This is a genomic window from Alphaproteobacteria bacterium GM7ARS4 (assembly GCA_014332745.1).
Lineage (GTDB): Bacteria > Pseudomonadota > Alphaproteobacteria > GM7ARS4 > GM7ARS4 > GM7ARS4.
The window spans coordinates 415755-434553 of the sequence record JACONL010000001.1; the positions used below are offsets into that span (position 1 = coordinate 415755).

The 18799-nt window shown below is 53.4% G+C and carries 17 protein-coding genes and 1 tRNA gene; 9 read left to right on the top strand and 9 right to left on the bottom strand.

Annotated features, from left to right (window positions below):
- Positions 1-8 precede the first annotated feature (8 nt).
- The gene (guaA, locus tag GDA54_02065; protein ID MBC6497093.1) at positions 9-1562 is read right to left on the bottom strand and encodes a glutamine-hydrolyzing GMP synthase; all 1554 of its coding nucleotides are present in this window, start codon (positions 1560-1562) and stop codon (positions 9-11) included.
- Positions 1563-1758: 196 nt separating this feature from the next.
- Between guaA and secA the strand changes: the two genes are divergently transcribed.
- Complete coding sequence (gene secA / locus GDA54_02070) at positions 1759-4518, top strand: preprotein translocase subunit SecA (GenBank protein ID MBC6497094.1); 2760 nt, start codon at positions 1759-1761, stop codon at positions 4516-4518.
- Positions 4519-4522: 4 nt separating this feature from the next.
- On the opposite strand, the gene GDA54_02075 is transcribed toward secA, so the two are convergent.
- The 4 genes from GDA54_02075 to GDA54_02090 all read right to left on the bottom strand — a co-directional run bounded on the left by GDA54_02075 (position 4523) and on the right by GDA54_02090 (position 8708).
- Complete coding sequence (locus GDA54_02075) at positions 4523-5485, bottom strand: acetyl-CoA carboxylase carboxyltransferase subunit alpha (protein MBC6497095.1); 963 nt, start codon at positions 5483-5485, stop codon at positions 4523-4525.
- Positions 5486-5526: 41 nt separating this feature from the next.
- Positions 5527-6507 carry a CoA ester lyase gene (locus GDA54_02080; GenBank protein MBC6497096.1) on the bottom strand — a complete coding sequence of 327 codons (981 nt, stop codon included), beginning with the start codon at positions 6505-6507 and terminating at the stop codon, positions 5527-5529.
- Between the two features lie 82 nt (positions 6508-6589).
- Positions 6590-7690 (bottom strand): tyrosine-type recombinase/integrase, encoded by a 1101-nt coding sequence (locus tag GDA54_02085; GenBank protein ID MBC6497097.1) that lies wholly within the window; start codon positions 7688-7690, stop codon positions 6590-6592.
- The gene (locus GDA54_02090) at positions 7659-8708 is read right to left on the bottom strand and encodes a polyprenyl synthetase family protein (GenBank protein MBC6497098.1); all 1050 of its coding nucleotides are present in this window, start codon (positions 8706-8708) and stop codon (positions 7659-7661) included. The genes GDA54_02085 and GDA54_02090 overlap by 32 nt, the downstream gene beginning before the upstream one ends.
- 130 nt (positions 8709-8838) lie before the next feature.
- On the opposite strand from GDA54_02090, the gene GDA54_02095 reads away from it, so the two are divergent.
- From GDA54_02095 to GDA54_02115, 5 genes are all read left to right on the top strand, one after another.
- Positions 8839-9054 carry a hypothetical protein gene (locus GDA54_02095; GenBank protein ID MBC6497099.1) on the top strand — a complete coding sequence of 72 codons (216 nt, stop codon included), beginning with the start codon at positions 8839-8841 and terminating at the stop codon, positions 9052-9054.
- Between the two features lie 9 nt (positions 9055-9063).
- Complete coding sequence (locus GDA54_02100; GenBank protein MBC6497100.1) at positions 9064-10005, top strand: methyltransferase; 942 nt, start codon at positions 9064-9066, stop codon at positions 10003-10005.
- Between the two features lie 113 nt (positions 10006-10118).
- Positions 10119-11045, top strand: coding sequence for a glycine--tRNA ligase subunit alpha (locus GDA54_02105; GenBank protein MBC6497101.1), 927 nt, complete (start codon positions 10119-10121; stop codon positions 11043-11045).
- Entirely contained in the window at positions 11038-13374 is a 2337-nt protein-coding gene (locus GDA54_02110) for a glycine--tRNA ligase subunit beta (protein ID MBC6497102.1), read from the top strand. The genes GDA54_02105 and GDA54_02110 overlap by 8 nt, the downstream gene beginning before the upstream one ends.
- A 65-nt stretch (positions 13375-13439) precedes the next feature.
- Positions 13440-14459, top strand: coding sequence for a methylmalonyl Co-A mutase-associated GTPase MeaB (locus GDA54_02115; protein ID MBC6497103.1), 1020 nt, complete (start codon positions 13440-13442; stop codon positions 14457-14459).
- On the opposite strand, the gene GDA54_02120 is transcribed toward GDA54_02115, so the two are convergent.
- Together GDA54_02120 and pyrD are read right to left on the bottom strand one after the other, a co-directional pair.
- Positions 14438-15424: a hypothetical protein gene (locus GDA54_02120; GenBank protein ID MBC6497104.1), complete on the bottom strand. Its 987-nt coding sequence runs from the start codon at positions 15422-15424 to the stop codon at positions 14438-14440. The genes GDA54_02115 and GDA54_02120 overlap by 22 nt on opposite strands.
- A 9-nt stretch (positions 15425-15433) precedes the next feature.
- Positions 15434-16654 carry a dihydroorotate dehydrogenase (quinone) gene (gene pyrD, locus GDA54_02125; GenBank protein MBC6497105.1) on the bottom strand — a complete coding sequence of 407 codons (1221 nt, stop codon included), beginning with the start codon at positions 16652-16654 and terminating at the stop codon, positions 15434-15436.
- Positions 16655-16708: 54 nt separating this feature from the next.
- Between pyrD and GDA54_02130 the strand changes: the two genes are divergently transcribed.
- Positions 16709-16781 (top strand) — tRNA-Thr (locus tag GDA54_02130).
- Here GDA54_02130 and GDA54_02135 read toward each other — a convergent pair.
- Complete coding sequence (locus GDA54_02135; protein ID MBC6497106.1) at positions 16763-17308, bottom strand: TrmH family RNA methyltransferase; 546 nt, start codon at positions 17306-17308, stop codon at positions 16763-16765. The two genes, GDA54_02130 and GDA54_02135, sit on opposite strands and share 19 nt — an antisense overlap.
- Position 17309: 1 nt before the next feature.
- On the bottom strand, positions 17310-17672 hold the full coding sequence (locus tag GDA54_02140; GenBank protein ID MBC6497107.1) for an HIT domain-containing protein: 363 nt from the start codon (positions 17670-17672) through the stop codon (positions 17310-17312).
- Between the two features lie 24 nt (positions 17673-17696).
- Here GDA54_02140 and GDA54_02145 point away from each other — a divergent pair, with 24 nt between their 5' ends.
- Entirely contained in the window at positions 17697-17870 is a 174-nt protein-coding gene (locus GDA54_02145; GenBank protein MBC6497108.1) for a hypothetical protein, read from the top strand.
- On the top strand, positions 17851-18786 hold the full coding sequence (locus GDA54_02150; protein ID MBC6497109.1) for a site-specific DNA-methyltransferase: 936 nt from the start codon (positions 17851-17853) through the stop codon (positions 18784-18786). The genes GDA54_02145 and GDA54_02150 overlap by 20 nt, the downstream gene beginning before the upstream one ends.
- Positions 18787-18799: the final 13 nt, after the last annotated feature.

Consider the following 18799-nt stretch of genomic DNA (forward strand, 5'->3'; position numbering starts at 1 on the left):
GCTTGCCCCTATTCCCACTCGATGGTGGCGGGGGGTTTTGAGGTTATATCGTAGAGGACTCGATTGACGCCCTCGACGTTATTGACGATACGGGTGGCGATTGTTCCTAAGACGTCTATGTCGAAGGGGTAGACGGATGCTGTCATGCCGTCTTGGCTGGTGATGGCGCGTAAACTGAGGGCATAGTCATAGGAGCGTTTATCGCCCATGACGCCAACGGAGCGCACAGGCAGGAGGACGGCGAAGGCTTGCCATATGGCGTCATAGAGTCCCGCTTTTTTCAGTTCATCTCTATAAAGGCGGTCGGCATGGCGCAAGATATCGAGTTTCTTTTTGGTAATGGCGCCGGGTATACGAACAGCGAGTCCGGGGCCGGGGAAAGGGTGGCGTTTGAGGAAGGCGTCTGGCAAGCCCAGTGTCTTTCCTATGAGGCGCACTTCATCCTTAAACAAGGAACGTAAGGGTTCTACCAATGTCATGGCCATATGGTCGGGCAAGCCTCCCACATTATGGTGTGATTTAATGGGTTTGGCGTGTGCTGTCTGTGTCGATTCGATGACGTCGGGATAGAGTGTTCCTTGGGCGAGAAAGGGGATGGGTGTTTTGAGGCTGGCGGTGGCTTCCGTGAAGCATTCAATGAATGTGTGGCCAATGACACGTCTTTTTTCTTCGGGGTCGGTGACGCCTTTCAGTTTGCTGAGAAATGTCTGTTGTTTGTTGAGCTGTATGGTCTCACATGGGATGTGGGCTTGAGCGAGAGCCATGATGTTTTCACCTTCGCCTTCTCTGAGCAGTCCATTATCGATGAAGAGGCATGTGAGGTTATTGCCGATGGCTCTGTGGAGGAGGGCTGCTGTCACGGCAGAGTCGACACCCCCAGAGAGGGCGCAGAGCACTTTTTCATGGCCGACTTGTTCTTTGATTCGATGGGTGAGGGCATCGACGATATGCTCTTCTGTCCATGTGGGTGCGCATTGTGCGATACCGCGAACGAATTGGCGCAACAGGGCGCTTCCTTGCGGTGTATGGACGACTTCGGGATGGAATTGCACACCATAGATTTTCCGTTCGTCCCATGCGAAGATGGCATTAGGGATGGCGTCGCTCTGTGCGAGGCTCTTGATGGGGGAGGGGAGTGTAAGGATTGTATCGCCATGGGACATCCAGACATCGGCTTTGTCATGGCAAGACCATACGCCTTGGAAGAGAGGGGAGGATTTGGTGACCGTGATTTGTGCGCGCCCAAATTCGCGCGCTGTGCTTTGTTTTATGACGCCTCCGAAATGCTGACAGAGCCATTGCTGTCCGTAGCAGATACCGAGGATAGGCACGCCAGCCTCCATGACGAAGGCGGGAATCTGAGGCGCATGGGTGTCATGGACGGAAAAATGACTCCCAGAGATAATGACGCCTTTGGGGGCGATGGCGGTGAAATCGTCATAGGGAAGTGTAGGCGGGCGTATGATACTATAGACATGCTGTTCCCTCACCCGTCTGGCGATGAGTTGGGTGAACTGAGAGCCACAATCGATGATGAGGATAGTGTCAATGGGACGAGACATGAGAGATAATGGGACTAGGGGTGCTAGGGCGACTCTGTGTGGTTGTGTGTCATGACCTTTTCGTGTTGTTGTATGTGGGTTACCTTCTTTGTATGTCCTCTTTGCGTTCTTATTTCTTTTCAAGGGGCATTTTGTGCTATCACTAGCATATTCGTGAGGGGGTGACAAGGAAAGCATAGATGGAGAGGATAGAGTCATGTGGACATCATTGATGAAGAGATTTGTGGGTGACCCCTCATCTCGATTTATAAAAAAGTTAGAACCAGTGGCGGATGCCATCGAGGCGAAGGGCGAGACCATGCGGGCATTGTCCGATGATGCGCTCAGGGCATACTCTGATGATTTACGAAGACGGGTATGTGCTGGCGAGTCGTTATCTTCTGTGCTTGTGGAGGCGTTTGCTGTCGTGCGTGAAGCGGCGTGGCGCACCCTCAGGCAGAAGCATTATCATGTCCAGTTGATAGGCGGGATGATTTTGCACCATGGGCGTATTGCTGAGATGAAGACGGGGGAGGGCAAGACGCTTGTTTCGACTCTCGCTGTTTATGTGAATGCGTTGTGTGGCAAGGGTGTCCATGTCGTGACGGTCAATGATTATCTTGCTAAACGCGACTCGGAGTGGATGGGGCAGATTTATCGTTTTTTGGGGCTCAGTGTTGGCTGTTTGACGCATGCGATGCCGTTTCCTGAGCGTAAGAAAGCCTATCTCTGTGATGTGCTCTATGCCACGAATAACGAGTTAGGTTTTGATTATTTGCGTGACAATATGGCCCATCGTGTGGAGGAACAGGTTCAGCGCCCCTTTCACTATGCCATTATCGATGAAGTGGACTCCATTCTTATCGATGAAGCGCGCACGCCTCTCATTATTTCTGGTGCGTCATCGGATTCGTCGCGGGAGTATCAGAGCATTGACCCGATCATTGGTCGTTTGACGCCTCAGGATTACGAGAAAGATGAAAAGGGCCGCGCTGTGACCTTGACGGAGTCTGGCGTCGAAGCTGTGGAGAAGGCTTTGACGGCATTGGGGCTATTGGATGGTGGCTTATATGACATTGGCAACATGTCTCTTGTGCACCATGTCACGCAGGCGCTCAAGGCGCATACGCTTTTTCATCGGGATGTTGATTATATCGTGCGTGATGGTGCTGTTTTTCTCATTGACGAGTTTACGGGGCGTGTCATGGAGGGGCGGCGTTTTTCTGAGGGATTGCATCAGGCGTTGGAGGCAAAGGAGGGCGTCACGATTCAAGCGGAGAATCAGACATTAGCGAGCATCACATTTCAGAACTACTTTCGTTTATATCCCAGACTAGCGGGCATGACAGGGACAGCCATGACGGAGCGTGACGAGTTTCTCTCTATTTATGGGATGAAGGTTGTTTCTGTGCCGACCCATCAGCTGGTGGCGCGTGTTGATAAGGATGACGAGATTTATAGGCGACATCGCGACAAGATAGTCGCCATTGTCCTTCTCATTAAGGAGTGTCATGAGCGTGGACAGCCTGTTTTGGTAGGCACGGTGAGTATTGAGAAGTCTGAGGCTTTGTCGTCTCGCCTCAAGGATATGGGTATCAGGCATCATGTGTTGAATGCCCGCTATCACGAGCAAGAGGCGCAGATCATTGCGCGCGCTGGGTGTTATCGCGCCGTCACAATCGCCACGAACATGGCGGGACGAGGCACTGACATTCAGTTGGGGGGCAATATCGATATGATGCTTCGTGATGGGTTAGCGACTATCAAGGACGAGGCAGCGCTGAAGGCGAAGGAGCGTGATATACGCAAAGAGCATGCGCGCGCTAAGGAACGCGTCATTGAGGCTGGTGGCTTATACGTCATTGGCACGGAACGCCATGAGGCGCGGCGGATCGACAATCAGTTACGCGGGCGTTCTGGCAGGCAGGGAGACCCCGGCGCGTCTCAATTCTTTTTATCTCTCGAGGATGATTTGATGCGTATTTTTGGGGGTGAGCGTCTCGAGAAAATGATGGAGCGTTTCGGTGTTGTTGATGATGAAGCCATCACTCACCCATGGGTCAATAAGGCCATTGCCAGCGCCCAACGGAAAGTTGAGGCGCGCAACTTCGAGATACGGAAGCACTTATTGCGCTTTGATGATGTCATGAGCGAGCAACGTCACATTGTCTATGAACAGCGCCGTGAGTATATGCATGCGGAGGCTTTCGATGATATTTTGCTCGATATGCGTCGCTCTCAGCTCGAGGAGTTGGTCGATGTCCATACACAGCACACGGAAGAGAGGAGCATGTGGGACGTTGAGACGTTGCAGAGGGCTGTCTTGCGTTTGAGTGGTGTCGACATTCCTTTTTCGGCGTGGATAGAGGCGTTAGCGCATGGCGATGGTGACGACACTGAGGCGTTGCGCACGTCTCTCAAGGAGAGAGTTGTGACTCATGTGGATGATATGTATGCATCGAAGCGTGCGACCTATGGCGAAGAGATGATGAAGCGCGCTGAGAAGGCGATGTTTTTGCAGATGTTTGACCATGTGTGGAAGGAGCATTTATCGCAGTTGGATTATGTCAGGCAGGGCATCAATTTGCGTGCGTATGCTCAGAAAGACCCGTTGCACGAGTATAAACGTGAGGCGTTTAATTTATTTTCTGTCATGTTAGAGCGTTTTCGTGAGAATATCGTCATGGCGACATGCCATATGGAGATGGCGTCTGGTGATACGTCCTTTGAGCGTGTGGAGCGCCATAAGGCGCAAGAAAAGAGGGTTGAGCGGCGTCCCCAACTAGAGACGATGTTAGGCGACATGGCGACGAATGGCGTGGCGGGCGGCGGCAAAGTCCGTCAAGGGACTCGTCTGGAGGGAGGCAAGACGTTATCGCGCGTGCCGTCGCGCCATCAGCGCCGCCGCGCCGCCTCTTTTGACAAGGGCAAAGGGAAGAAGCCATTGAGACGCAAGCCTTTAGGAGGAAGAATATAGGCGGTTATGGCGTCACAAATTGGCGGGTTTGGGCGAGGAATTTGTCTCTTTTTTGTCGATGGAGCGTCTCTCTATCGAGGCTTGAGAGTTGTCTCATGGAACGTTCTAATGTCTGTTCTATCATGGCGATGGTTTCAGGATAGTTGCGATGGGCGCCTCCTAATGGTTCGGGGATAATATCATCGATGAGTCCCAGCTGTTTCAAGTCCTGTGCTGTCATTTTCATGGCTTGAGCGGCGGTTTGGCTATGGTCTTTATTGCGCCAGAGGATGGACGAGCATGCTTCGGGTGTGATGACGGAATAGACGGCATGTTCGAGCATGAAGATGGCGTTAGCGGTGGCGAGGGCGATAGCGCCGCCAGAGCCTCCTTCGCCGGTGATAATGCTGATAAAGGGCGTCTTCACATGGAGGCATGCGTTGATGGCTTGGGCGATGGCTTCGGCTTGTCCTCGCATTTCTGCTTCGACGCCGGGGTAGGCGCCGGGCGTATCGATAAAGGAGATGATAGGAAGGTGAAAGCGGTCGGCAAGATGCATGATACGCACAGCCTTGCGATAGCCTTCAGGATGTGCCATGCCAAAATTATGATGCAAGCGTGTCTGCGTGTCCTTTCCCTTGCGGTGTCCCATGACGCACACAGGCTTATCGTGGAAACGGGCGACGCCACAGAGGATAGCGGGGTCTTCTGCAAAGTATCTGTCGCCCTTGAGGGCGACAAAATCAGAGAAGAGGGCGTCGATATAATCAGACAGGTGAGGGCGTTGGGGATGGCGCGCCACCAAGACTTTTTGCCATGGTGTCAGCTGACGATAGGTCTCTTCGAGGAAGGCATGGGCTTTTTCCTTGAGTTTGAGGATGTCCTCAGCGAGATTGACGCCATGGGACTCTTCATCGAGATTGCGTAACTCTTCTATTTTCGCTTCGAGGGCATAGAGGGGCTTTTCGAAATCGAGAAAGTGACGCATAGAGTCGACGACATCAAGGGCGTGAGAGACATATGGAGGCGCTAGCGTTTCGCGGCGATGGCTTGTGCTTTTTTCACCATGACGTCCGCTTGGCGAATAGAGGCAATATCGATAAGGCGTCCATCGAGGGTCACGGCGCCTCGCCCTTCTTTTTGTGCTTGTGCCATAGCGTCGAGGATACGTTGGGCTTTTGTCGTTTCTTCCTTCGTTGGCGTAAACACATCATTGGCGAGGGTGATTTGTGAGGGATGGATAGCCCATTTCCCTTCGCACCCTAATGTTGCTGCTCTGTGTGCTTGGGCTTGATAGCCGTCAGAATCGTTAAAGTCGCCAAAAGGGCCGTCGATGGGGCGCAAGCCATTGGCGCGCGCTGCCACGACCATCTTGGCAATGGCATAATGCCACATGTCGCCCCAATGCACGTCCCGCTTTCCCTTATCGTCAGGATCTGTCAAGACGTGATAGTTGGGGTTAGGCCCGCCAATGACGGTTGTCTTAGCCTTTGTTGAGGCTGCATAATCGGCAACGCCAAAATGAAGGGATTCATTGCGCGTGCTTGCTTGAGCGATGTCGAAGACATTTTGCATGCCAAGAGCCGTCTCGATAATCATTTCGAAGCCGATACGTTTTTTGAGCTTTGATGCCACTTCGATTTGTGACACGAGCATGTCGATGGCGTAAATATCTTGAGCACAGCCCGCCTTAGGAATCATGATGAGGTCGAGATGGTTGCCTGCTTGTTCTAGCACATCCACCACATCCCGATACATGTAATGGGTATCCAAGCCGTTGATACGCACCGACATGGTTTTCCCTTTCCAATCAATATCGTTGAGGGCTTGGATGATATTTTTGCGCGCTTGTTCCTTTTCGTCTGGCGCCACAGCATCCTCTAGGTCGAGGAAAATGACATCGACATCACTGGCCGCTGCCTTTTCGAAAAAATTGGGTGACGAGCCGGGGACAGCAAGTTCAGAGCGATTTAATCGGGGTTCGGCTTGTTCTATGACGGTAAAACTCATGGCATATGACCTTGTTTTCTGGGTTATCTATCGGTGGCGAGTATGTCTTGTTCGCAGGCGTTTGTCAATGCCTGTTATGGCGTCATGACGTCTTGTGCGGCGGCGCTGTTCCTTGAGAAAGGGACGAGAGGGGATGGTAGCGCGTCAATGCTTTCACCAATTGGGCGTCTTGTATGTGGGTATAGATTTGTGTCGTGCTGAGATCCTTATGGCCGAGCATGCGTTGTAGACTATGGAGGTCGGCGCCTCCCTGTAACATGTGGCTGGCGAACGCATGGCGTAGTTGATGCGGGGAGACTCGTTCGGTGGGGATATGGGCGTGCGTTGCGAGTTCTTTGAGGAGTTGACTCACGCGGTGGCGCGTCATATAGCCTTGTTTGCTTCTTTTTGAGGGGAACAGGTAGGGCGTGCGCGCATAAAAGACATCTGTCACGGCAAGGGTATCTAATATGTCGCCCCATAGGCGGAGGGATTTTTCTGCATGGTGATTGAGCGGGACGAGGCGTGGCTTTTCGCCTTTTCCTATGATATGGAGGTGAGCGCCATCGTCTGTGATGTCTTTATCATCGAGGCGCACATGGGTGCGCTGCAAACTGACGAGTTCGTGAATACGCACGCCACAGGAATATAATATCTCGACAAGGCATGAGAGACGCGCCGCATGCCCATAGGGCAATCCCATTGTCTCGATAGACTCCAACAGACGCACGACCTCCTCTGGTGAGAGAATATCTGGCAAGAGACGGTGCGAACGAGGCGATGACACCTCACGCATGGGATTTTTGAGAGGGGGATTTTTGATGGGGGGATTTTGTGAAGAGGGATGTTTTAGCCTGTCGTCATGAGAAGGGCTCTCATGAGAGAGGTTCTCTGGTTGTTCAGTGGTGAGGAAGGTATAAAATTGGCGTAAGGCGGAGAGGCGTCTTTTGATGGTATGGGGGTGTCGTTGTTGTGTGCGGAGATTTTCTTGGTAGGCGTGGATATGGTGTGGCTGGCATTGTTCTGGCGATGATGGCATATGGGGTGTGTTGTGGAGGAAGTGATAGAAATCTTGTATATCGCGTTTGTAGGCGTCGAGGGTGTGCGGGCTTGCGCCTTTTCCATAGGCGGTTGCTTCGAGGAAGAGTGTGAGGGCGGGTGGTGTCGGGCGTTTAGGCGTTTTCGGCCCGTAAGAGGCAGTCATCGACAGATTGGACAAGGGCGTTGCGCCATGGGCTTTTTTCGAAGAGGCTGAGGGATTCTTTGGCGATGGTGGCGTAATGTTGAGCGCGTGAGAGGCAGTCTCGGTCGATATGATATTTTTTGATGAGATGGATGGCGTGGGGGAAATCCTCTTGTTGCGCTTTTCGCTCTTGCAGACATCGTTGCCAGAATTGGCGTTCGATGGGGTCAGAACGTAGGAAGGCGAGGATAACGGGCAGGGTAATTTTCCCTTCGAAGAAGTCATTACCGCTTTTTTTATGGAGTGTCATGCGTCCTTGTTGATAATCGAGGATGTCATCGGTGATTTGGAAGGCAATACCGAGATTGAGGCCAAAACTCTCGAGGGCTTGTTGGGCGGATGGGCTCTTTTTGGCGAGCATAGCGCCTATACGACAGGCGGTGGCGAACAGGCGCGCCGTTTTTGCGGTGATAATTTCCACATAATGATGTTCTGTGCTTTCAATGGCGCCGATATGGGCGAGTTGCATGACTTCGCCTTCGGCAATGCATGAGGCTGTCTCACACATGAGATGGTGTATGGCGCTATCGTCGCTCCGTAGCATGAGTTGGAAGGCGCGGGCCAGCATGAAATCACCCACGAGGATACTGGCTTTATTGCCCCATATGAGATGCGCTGTTTTTTTCCCTCGGCGCATGGCACTGGAATCGACCACGTCATCATGGAGGAGGGTGGCGTTGTGAATGAGTTCGATACATGTGGCAAGAGCATAATGGACATCCCCTCGATAGTGACAGAGATAGGCGCTGGCGAGAGTCAGCAAGGCGCGTAGCCTTTTACCGCCGCTGGCGATGAGATGGGTGATAATCTCTTCCGTGATGTCGGGACGTGTGCCATTGGAGAGGGGTGATGACATCACGCCATAGTGATGACGCTCTGTCATGAGCGTCTCGATGACACGGGCGTCCTCCGCCAACAACGCCGCAAGAGCGCCATCCTTGTTTGTCGTATGCTTGTCAAGGGGAAAAATGACTGCCATAATCTGAGAAGCTAACCATATCCATAACGATGTCAAGGCATAACAAGACCCCCATGCTCTGTTCCATAGCACAGCCACATAAGACGTGACAAACATCATGCGAGAGCTTTTCCGAAGCAATGATAGGGTGATGCTCACATGGGCCCAAGATGTCATGACAGCCTATGGCATTGATGTCATTCTGTTTGACGAGCAAAGCGCGGCGATGATTGGGGGTATCGATGCCATTGCCTGTCGCCTGATGGTTATGGGGTGCGATTATGACAAGGCGTGGCGGGCGTTACGCTGGGAGGCATGGCGTCAAGGCATGGCTCTTGAGATGTTAGGACAAGCGTCCCATAAGTGATGTGATGGCATGCGGGATGATATGGGTGATGGCATGAGGGGTGACATATGTGATGGAAGGGGGCGTGATGGAAGGGGCGAGTCCTTACTGGGGGGGCGTCTGTCTTTTCGTCAACCGCCACGGGGACAAGGATATCGTGCGCCCTTTGATGGGGTGTTTTTAGCGGCATGCGTGCCTTTGGCGTCATGGCTGCGGGGGCGACGGGGGCAACGGGGCATGTCGAGGCGGGTGTCGTCTATGCGTCCTCTCCGTTGCCTTGACATGGGGATGGGAACAGGCATGGTGAGCTTATGTTTGCTGTCGAGGGCGCAACGGGCGCGCATGGCACTCCATGTGACAGGCATCGAGACACAACATGCGCTGTTACCCTATGCGCGGCGTAATCTGGCGGATAACGGATTTTCCACCCATGCGCAGGTCTTATGGGGTGATATGCGTGTGGCAAAGCCTCTTATGGCGCGCAAGCGTTTCGATATTGTCATGGTTAATCCGCCATGGCGTGACGGGGGGCGTGACGGGGGGCGTGAGGGGGGGCGCCAGGGAGGGCATAAGAGGGCGTGTCAGCATGCGCCGCGTCACCCGCAACGGGCGTGCGCTTTTATGCTTGGAGACAGCACCTTAGGGGAATGGGTGTCGTCCGCTGTGCGCTATGCCAAGCCAGACGGCATGCTGTGCTTGATTGTCCATGCCGACCATACAGAGCATGTGACGTGTGTTCTCAGGCGCTTGGGATGGCATGTGGCGGTGCGATGGTTTCTCTATGGGCGTTCCCATGCGCACCCCATACGCACTATTTTTTATGCTCATAAAGCTGGCGACAGGAGAGGCGGTTATGGCGCGCGTTCTAACGCCTCGTCCATCCACCATGTGACGCTCCATGAGTTTGATGGGCGTTTCAATCCCGTTATCGAGGGTGTGCTACGCCATGGTTCAGCCTTGGCAGGCGGCTAAGGTCATTGCGTGAACCCTATCATCTATGGTAGGGCATGCGTATCCCGATGGCCTATCCCCCCGATGGCCTATCTTATGGGCTGGTATCATCATGTCGTTTCAAAGGATGTCCCATGCTTTCTCTTCAGCAGATTCTCATGAGGTTGCAGGCGTATTGGGATGAGCAAGGATGTGTCGTCTTACAGCCTTATGATATGCCGATGGGGGCGGGCACATTTCATCCAGCGACGGCGTTATGGTCGTTAGGGAAGACGCCAAGGCGTGTCTGTTATGTTCAGCCTTGTCGGCGTCCCAGTGATGGGCGTTATGGCGATAATCCCCATCGTCTACAGCACTATTATCAATTTCAAGTGTTATTGAAACCGTCGCCATCGGCTCTTCTTCCCCTCTATTTAGGGAGTCTCAAGGCATTGGGGCTAGAGGAGGATGCCCATGACATCCGTCTTATGGAGGATGATTGGCAGAGTCCCAGCCTTGCCGCATGGGGTTTGGGGTGGGAAGTATGGTGTGACGGCATGGAGATCACGCAACTCACCTATTTTCAGCAGATGGGCGGAGTCGATTGCGCGCCTGTGTCTTTAGAGATAACCTATGGCGTCGAGCGTCTTGCTCTCTATTTACAGCAATGCGACAATGTCTATGACATCCTATGGGACTCACGGGGGACGCGCTATGGCGACATCTTTTTATCTTCAGAGAGGGAGCATTGCCTCTATAATTTCGAGGAAGCCCCTGTCCAGATGATACGTCAGGGTTTTAGGGACGCAGAGAAGAATTGCTTAGCCTTATTGAAGCGCCAAGAGGGCGCATTAATCTATCCAGCGTGGGAATGGTGCTTACAGGCAAGCCATCACTTTAATGTCATCGAGGCGCGTGGCGTGTTAGGCGTCCATGAGCGCCAAGCTCATATCGCCCGTGTTCGCCATCTTGCGCGTTCGTGCGTGTCCCATTGGATGAACAGGGAAGAACAAGACATGAAAGGCATGAAAGACATGAAAAATATGAACGCTATGGGTGAGGGAGTCGCCACTGATGGCTGATTTTATCCTTGTCTTGTCTATGGAAGACCTTCCTGTCTCGGTGCAGGCATGGGCTGAGAGGCGGGGGCGTGATGTGCTGTCAAAGAGTGTGCGCGAACAAGGCCTCACCTATGACGAGATAGGCGCGCGGGCAACAGCAAAACGTCTGTGTTTATGGGCTTCTGGCATGCCATGTCGTATCGACTCCACCGCCACAAGGAAATACGGCCCTTCTGCCGATGCCTCGGCCAAAGCCCTCAACGGATTCTTGCGCGCCTATGGCGTGAACGGATTGGAGGATAAGGAACGCTATTCCTTTACCCAAAGTCCGCGTGGGCGTGTCATCTCTGTCCTTGTCAACCATCCAGCGCGCGCTGTTGCCGCCATGATGCCTCATGTTGTAGAGGATGTCCTTCGACAATTTCAATGGAAGAACCCTATGCGTTGGGGTAAGAGCGCCATCGCATGGGTGCGTCCCCTTGTGGCGTTAGACGCCTTTTTCGATGGCAAGGCGTTGTCTGGCCGCATGTGTCTAGGTGATACATCCTGTGGACGTCCCGCCATGTGGCACCATGACACCCCTGACGAGACGCCTGACGAGACGCCTGACGAGATGCATGACGATGATACTCTGTTTTTGCCAGGACGTGATAAGAAGGTGTGGGCGTCATGGGATGATTACGAGAAGGCGTTACAAAAGCAGTCTGTGTTTTTAGAGAGAGGCAAGAGGAAAGACGCCTTGAAGGCGTCCATTGACACCCTCCTTGCTCGCCATGCGTGGGCGCTCAGTCCTGATGAACCTCTCTTGGAGAGTGTGGCACATCACGCTGAGCGCCCTTTCCCTGTGCTGGTCGCCCTTGATGAAGATGCCTTGGCGTTACCGCCAGCTGTTTCATGTGTCGTGATGAGAGAACAACAAAAGATCATGCCTCTATGGACGCAAGATGGCGCATTGGCATCGCGCGCTGTGGCTGTCATCGATGGCGACAGGGGACGCCATTGTGAGCCTATCGCCCGAGGGTATGGGCGCGTCTTGGCGGCGCGCCTACGGGACGCCCGTTTCTTCATGGAACGCGACGCCCGTCATGGCATGGCGTTCTTTCTAGAGGAACGGCTTCCCTACCTTGCCTATCACCAAGATTTAGGGTCTCTACGGGATAAATCCTTGCGTATGGCGGCATTGGTAACGCGCCTTTGCGCTATGCTCTCTATGGAGAGCAAGGATGCCTATCAAGCCGCCCTTTACGCTAAAGCCGACCTATCATCACAGATGGTGCAGGAATTCCCGTCACTACAAGGCATTATGGGGGGGCTTTACATCACGAGGGACAAGGCGATGACATCGTCCATCAGTCGCGCCATCACAGAACATTATCAGCCACAGGCAGAGGAACAGGCATGCCCCTCAACGAAGGAAGGCATGGTCGTTGCCCTTGCCGACAAAATCGACCATCTCGTAGGATTTTGGGGCGTGGGCATGAAACCAACAGCCTCTAAAGACCCCTATGCCTTGCGCCGCGCATGTCTTGGCGTGATACGTCTTTGCCTTGCCATCAGCCATGCCCACAGAGATGACAGGCATACGGGGGATAGCCACAAGCGCGATGACACAGCGAGTGCCTGTGCCTCTCCCGTGTCTGTTTCTGTGCTCTCTCTCTTCCGTCAGAGCCATACCCTCTATCAAGAACACGCCATGCTCAAAGAGAGCCCTCTGGACGAAGAGGGCTTGCTCGCCTTTGTCTTAGGGCGCTTACGTCCCTTTCTACAGGGACATGTGCGCCACACGGAATGTATCGATGCCGTGCTTGTGCCTGTGGAAACCCATGAGACAACAGAGGCAACGCCACGTCCCCTATGGCATGGCGATATGGCCTTGTTGTGTGCGCGCATTCATGTGTTGGACAGATTTCTCGAAGACGATAAGGGCGCTCTTGTGCGTCAATTATATCGCCGTGCCGAACGTATGCTCTCGCCTATGGTGGCGCGGGGGGCGGGACAGGCTGGTGCGACATCCTCCTCCCCCCGCGTTTCCCATGCCATTCGCCCCTCTCTGTTTGCCGCTGGCGCTGAAGGCGCGCATGAACAGAAGCTCCATGATGTCTATCTGTCTATGGTGGAACAGCAAAAAAGGCTGGATGGGCAGTATGGCGCTGAGTCCTTGACATCTCTCTTGTGTGGGCTTGCTACCTTACAAGAGCCTCTCAACGCTTTTTTCGATGGCGTGAAAGTGCATTGTGACGACAAGGCACAGAGGGATAATCGTCTGGCTCTTGTGTCGTCTGTGTGCGGGCTGTTCGACTCCGTTGTCGATTTCAAGGCGCTCCAGAATCGCCAAGCCCCTGAGACGTGATTATGTGACATGATTATGTGGCATGGTTGTGTGGTGTCGGTATGTGGCATAGGTATCATGTGTAGATGAATGTTCCGCCCCGAGTCTCTTTAGAGGACATACGCTTTGATGTGAAGGGGGGAGGAAAAGCTCTCCTTGCCTCTGTCCTTAATCAATTTGAAGGCCATTGGTTACGTGCCTCTTCGCGCCGCCATCATCTCGGGCTTTTGCTCGATGAGGCGCATCTTATGTCCTATGAGGAGAGTGGCTATGTTCTTGGGGTGACGGGCGCGCCCGGCGTGGGCAAATCGACTTTGATAGGGCAGATGCTCGTGCGGTGGGCGCGACAACAACGCTCTATGGCGGTGGTGGCTATTGACCCGTCTTCCCCTGTGAGTGGTGGCTCTCTTCTTGGTGACAGGGTGCGTTTTCGCCATCATCTAGACCATAGAGGCATGGCGACGCCCCTCTTTATTCGCTCTTGTGCCGCGCGAGACCAGTTGGGTGGTATTGCGCACTCTACGTTCTTCATGACGCTTCTGCTACGTAGCCTCTTCGATATCGTCATTGTTGAAACGGTGGGGGTGGGACAATCAGAGACAGACATACGCCATTGCACTGACCTCGTGATGCTCTGCCTTCAGCCACAGGCTGGCGATAGTCTCCAATTCCTCAAGGCGGGGATTATGGAAATTCCCGACATTATCCTCATGACAAAGAGCGACTTAGACAAGGGACAAAAGAGTTATGGTGATATGGTGTCGGCTCTTTCTTTGCAGGGGGGCGCGAACGACATACGTCTGTGTTCTGTCTCGACACACGCCCATGATAAGGATAGGCACGTCGATGGGCTGTTGGCACAGATAGAGGACGCCATCCGTGTCAAACAGCAAGATGGCGCTGTTCCCTTGCGTGCCAGACGCGCGCGTCAGATACGCCATTGGCTTGAGCGTCTTATCCGAGAACGTTGCGGTGTGGCGTTTCTCGAACATAGCAAAGCCCACCAATTGATAACGTCAGAGGATATAGAGAACCGTCCCTTTCACACATTGACGACCCTTCTCACCCAAGAGGAGCAACGTTTTCACAAGCCGTCTTCCTTGTAAGTGAGGCGATGGCCTGTCTTGTCATAGCGCCATGCGCCTTCTGTTCCGTCCCCTTCCAGAGGGGGGCTGTCGATTCGTATCAAGGCCATGCCATAGGGACGTTGATAATGGCGTAACGTCCCTCTCTCTTTCCCGTGATAAAAGAGGGTGAGGGGTGTCGTGTCTTGGGCATGGAGGGCTTCACGTGGGAGGTCGCCTAGGGAAAAACAGCGCAAGTGATAACGCCTTTTGCTTCGGTGCTTGATACGGGCTGTGACTTCTTGGCCGATGTAACACCCCTTATCCCAGCTGATGGCATGGAGCGAGTCCATGTTGTTATCGAGGGGGAGGCTGACGCCAGACTCGAAATCGGGTATGCCTTGTGGCAACGTATGGATAAGGCGAAAGCGGGTATAGACATCGAGAGCTGTGCGCGGGACGTTGCGCTCTGTCATCATGGTCTCGAACGCGCTCAGCATGGCATGTGGCTGACACACCCGCACGCCTCCTATCCTATGGCGTGGGTCATAATAGAAAATCCTGTCTTGATGGCGTCTCGTGACAGCGTCATACCCTTCATGTCGTACATGGGGCGGGGGCATATTGAGAGGGAGATGATGCGTCACCGCCTCTTCGTCAGCGCCAAAAATAACAGCGCTCACAAGGTCGCCCCTATCGATGGTGAGCTGCGCGCCTAAACGATAGCGTTGGAGCGTCGTTGTCAGAGACTCCCTGTGCGCCTCGTGGCATTCAAGGAGCATGCCATGGTCGCCCTCTTTCACAAGAAAAAAATCATAAAGGACACGCCCCTGCGGTGTCAGCAACGCCCCCCATGCGCTTCTGTCATCCGTCACATGTGTCACATCGCATGTGATAAGCCTCTGGAGGAAGGTCACGCACGCTGGCCCACGAAGGCGTATGAAGGCTCTTGTCTCGTCGAGACACCACGCCACATGAGGAATCAGCGCTGGGGAGATAGGCTTCATGGGTGAGCGTCAGGAGGAGGATGGGGTCGCCATCCTCGATGTGATGGTAGAGAGCATATCATAGACGCATGGGACTCCGTCATAGATAAGGGCTGTATAGATTTGGAGCATATCGGCGCCAGCGTTCAGGCGTTCATAGGCATCGTCTCCATCCATGAGCCCGCCACTGCTGATAAGTGTCAGCTGTCCCTTATATGTCTGTCGCGCCTTATGGACGTGGCGTAGTGCTGTGAGGGCGTGGCTTGTCAAGGGCTTGCCTGAGACGCCACATGTGATGGGTGATGTGGTGCGTGGTGGCGTATAGGGACGGGGAATGCTATTGCCAATGATGAGTCCATGCAGGCGATGTTTGAGGGCATGGTGGGTGATGGCGTCATAGGTCTCCTTGTCTAGCGTCAAGGGAATTTTGATAAAGAGGGGATAGGGACAAAGGGGCATGCTCGCCTTTAGGAGTCGCGCCAAAGGGGCGAGGGCGTTTTGGAAAAACATATCGGGCGTGTGGGATATGTTGGGACATGAGAGATTGAGGGCGACATAGTCGATGACTGGCTTTTCTCTGCTGAGGCGTGTGAGGGAGTCTGTGATGTCGCCGATGATGTCTTGCTCTGTTGTTTTTGTGTGACCATAGCCGAGACTGAGGCCAACGAGTTTATCTTGTGCGCGTCGTCTTGTCTGTAATCGTGGGATGATGGCGTCGATGCCGTCATTGTTGAGGCCGTATCGGTTGTGGATAGTGTGGGGTGGGGCGCGAAAAAGGCGCGGGCGTGAGTTGCCTTTTTGTCGTTGGCGTGTCACCGTCCCTACCTCTAGGCCGCTGAGAGGCGAGGCAAGGAGCGGGGCGACGGCGCTGGCGTTTTTGTCAAACCCAGCGGCGAGCATGATGGGATGGGCGAGTGTCTTGCCACAGAGGGTGCGCGCTAAAGATGGATGAAGGGATGGTCGGGGAAGTGCGAGAACACGCCCTAACCCCATACGCAACGCCACAAGGCTCATGGCATGGGCTGTCTCTTCGTCTAAGCTATGGGCATAAGACAGAGCGAGACGATTGAGAAAGCGTCTGATAGGATAGCGTTTGGCACAGCCGTTATTCTCATGCGTGTCCCCATGCGCACAGCTTGTGTGTTGTGCGTTATGCTGTGTCTCCCGTTTCTTCAGGGGGAGCGTGGGGCTATAGAGCATCATGGCGCATGGTCCTTTTTCGTCATCATACCACACTGAGAGGGATAGCACTATCTCTTGTGTGTCTTTTTATGCTAGGATGGGACAAAGAGCATGGCATGGCATGCCCCTGTGGCTCAATTGGTAGAGCGACCGCCTTGTAAGCGGTAGGTTACAGGTTCAAGTCCTGTCGGGGGCACCCTTCGCTTTGTTTCTTTCTCCTCGTTGTAGGCGTTGTGGCCATTCGTTGCGTTTCGCCGCCCTGTCATAGAGGACGACATTGACGCTTGCCGCCAGATTCATAGAGATTTGGGTGGGGACATAGATCGCATGGTGGCATGCTTTGACGATGTTTGGCGCTAATGTTCCATTTTCGGGACCGAAGATGTAAAAGGCGCGTTCGGGGTGGACGTAGTGAGGCAAGGGGCATGCGCCTTCGATGAAATCAACGGCAACAGGCGTGCAATTGATGGGAAGCGCCGTGAAAATATCCTCCACAATGACAACGGGGATATGACGATGACTACGTAGTGTGTCTTGTCCTCCTAAGGCGAGCCGTCCTCCCTGCCTTAAGACGACTAAATTTGCTTCATAGACGCCACATGCGCGCAAGACAGCGCCCACATTCTCTTCGAATCGAGGTTGCTCCAGAGCAACGCAATAATAGCCGCGCCTTGACGTCTTTGCACGCGCTTGCCATCCACAGACGCCATGAGGTGTGTCCATGCTAGGCCAGTGACAGCATAGGGCCTAAGGCGTTGCCTCCTATGATATGGGCATGGACATGGGCAACCTCCTGCCCGCCATGTTGTCCCTGATTGATAATGACACGATAGCCATGCTCTTCGAGACTCATGAGGGATGCGACTTTGCCAATGGCGCGCACCAATGCCGTTATCTCTGTATCCGTGCCGTTATGGGCAAAATCGGACATGGTGTCATAAGCACCCTTTGGAATGACAAGGACATGGACATCCGCCAAGGGGCGAATGTCATGGAAAGCGATGACATGGTCATCTTCATAGACTTTCTTGGCTGGCAATGTGCCACGCACGATTTGGGCAAAAATGTTTGATGAATCATAGGGCATAGCATCGCACCTCTTCTTCTGTTGATGGCACACATGAATATGGTGTGTGTGGGATATGGTGTGTGTGGGTCTACGGGCTTTATAGACGCTCAGGCGTGTCACTGCAAGAGTCCCTTGACAACCAATGTCCATGAGACATACTACGGGAGTCTTTCCCATAAGGAGCGGGTGGCATGCGATGAAGAGATGTGCCTTTGACAATGATATAAGGTGTGGCAACTGCATCGATGTGATGGGCGCTATGGAAGAAAACTCTGTCCATCTCATCGCCACAGACCCGCCATATGGTATTGATGGCATGGATGCCCGTTGGGACGACACCAAACTGCGACAAAAAGCGAACAAGGCTGGCGTTGTTGGTGGCTTGCCTGTGGGGATGAAGTTCGATAAAAAACAAGGTGAAGATTTACAGGCTTTTTTCGAAAAGGTCGCAGAGCAGTCTATTAAGGTCTTGCGACATGGTGGCTTCTTCATAGCATTCAGTAGCCCGCGCCTTTCTCACAGAATCGCTATCGCCTTAGAAAATGTCGGCTTCGAGATACGCGACCTATATGCTTGGCACTATACGAGAGCACAAGGCAAAGCCTTCGGCATGGAGCATTTTGTCCGCAAAATGAATAAGAGCGACAAAGAAAAACAGAGTATCCTAGAAAAGCTTGGCGGGAGAAAAACAGCGCAATTGCGCCCTCAATTCGAGCCAATCATCATCGCGCAAAAACCAACGCAAGGCACGCTCATAGAAAATTGGTTAGCGTGGGAAACAGGGCTCATCGACTTAAACAATACGACATTGAATGGCCATACGCCATCTACCCTGCTACATGTGGAAAAACCTTTCAGGGAGAAGTACAATCGTCACCTGACGGTGAAGCCTGTCGCCCTCATGGAAACACTCATACGGCTGTTCTCAAAGGAAGGGCAAGTCGTCCTTGACCCGTTTATGGGGAGTGGAACAACCTTGCTTGCCACAAGAAATACCAACAGGAGGGGTATCGGCATAGACATCCATCAGGACTATATAAGCCTTGCAAAAAAACGATTGGAGGAGCAAGGCGCTCAGCCAGCTATAGGGGACGTGGCGTCCTCAGCAAGAACATCATCAATGGAGCGATGACGCCTGTGGGACT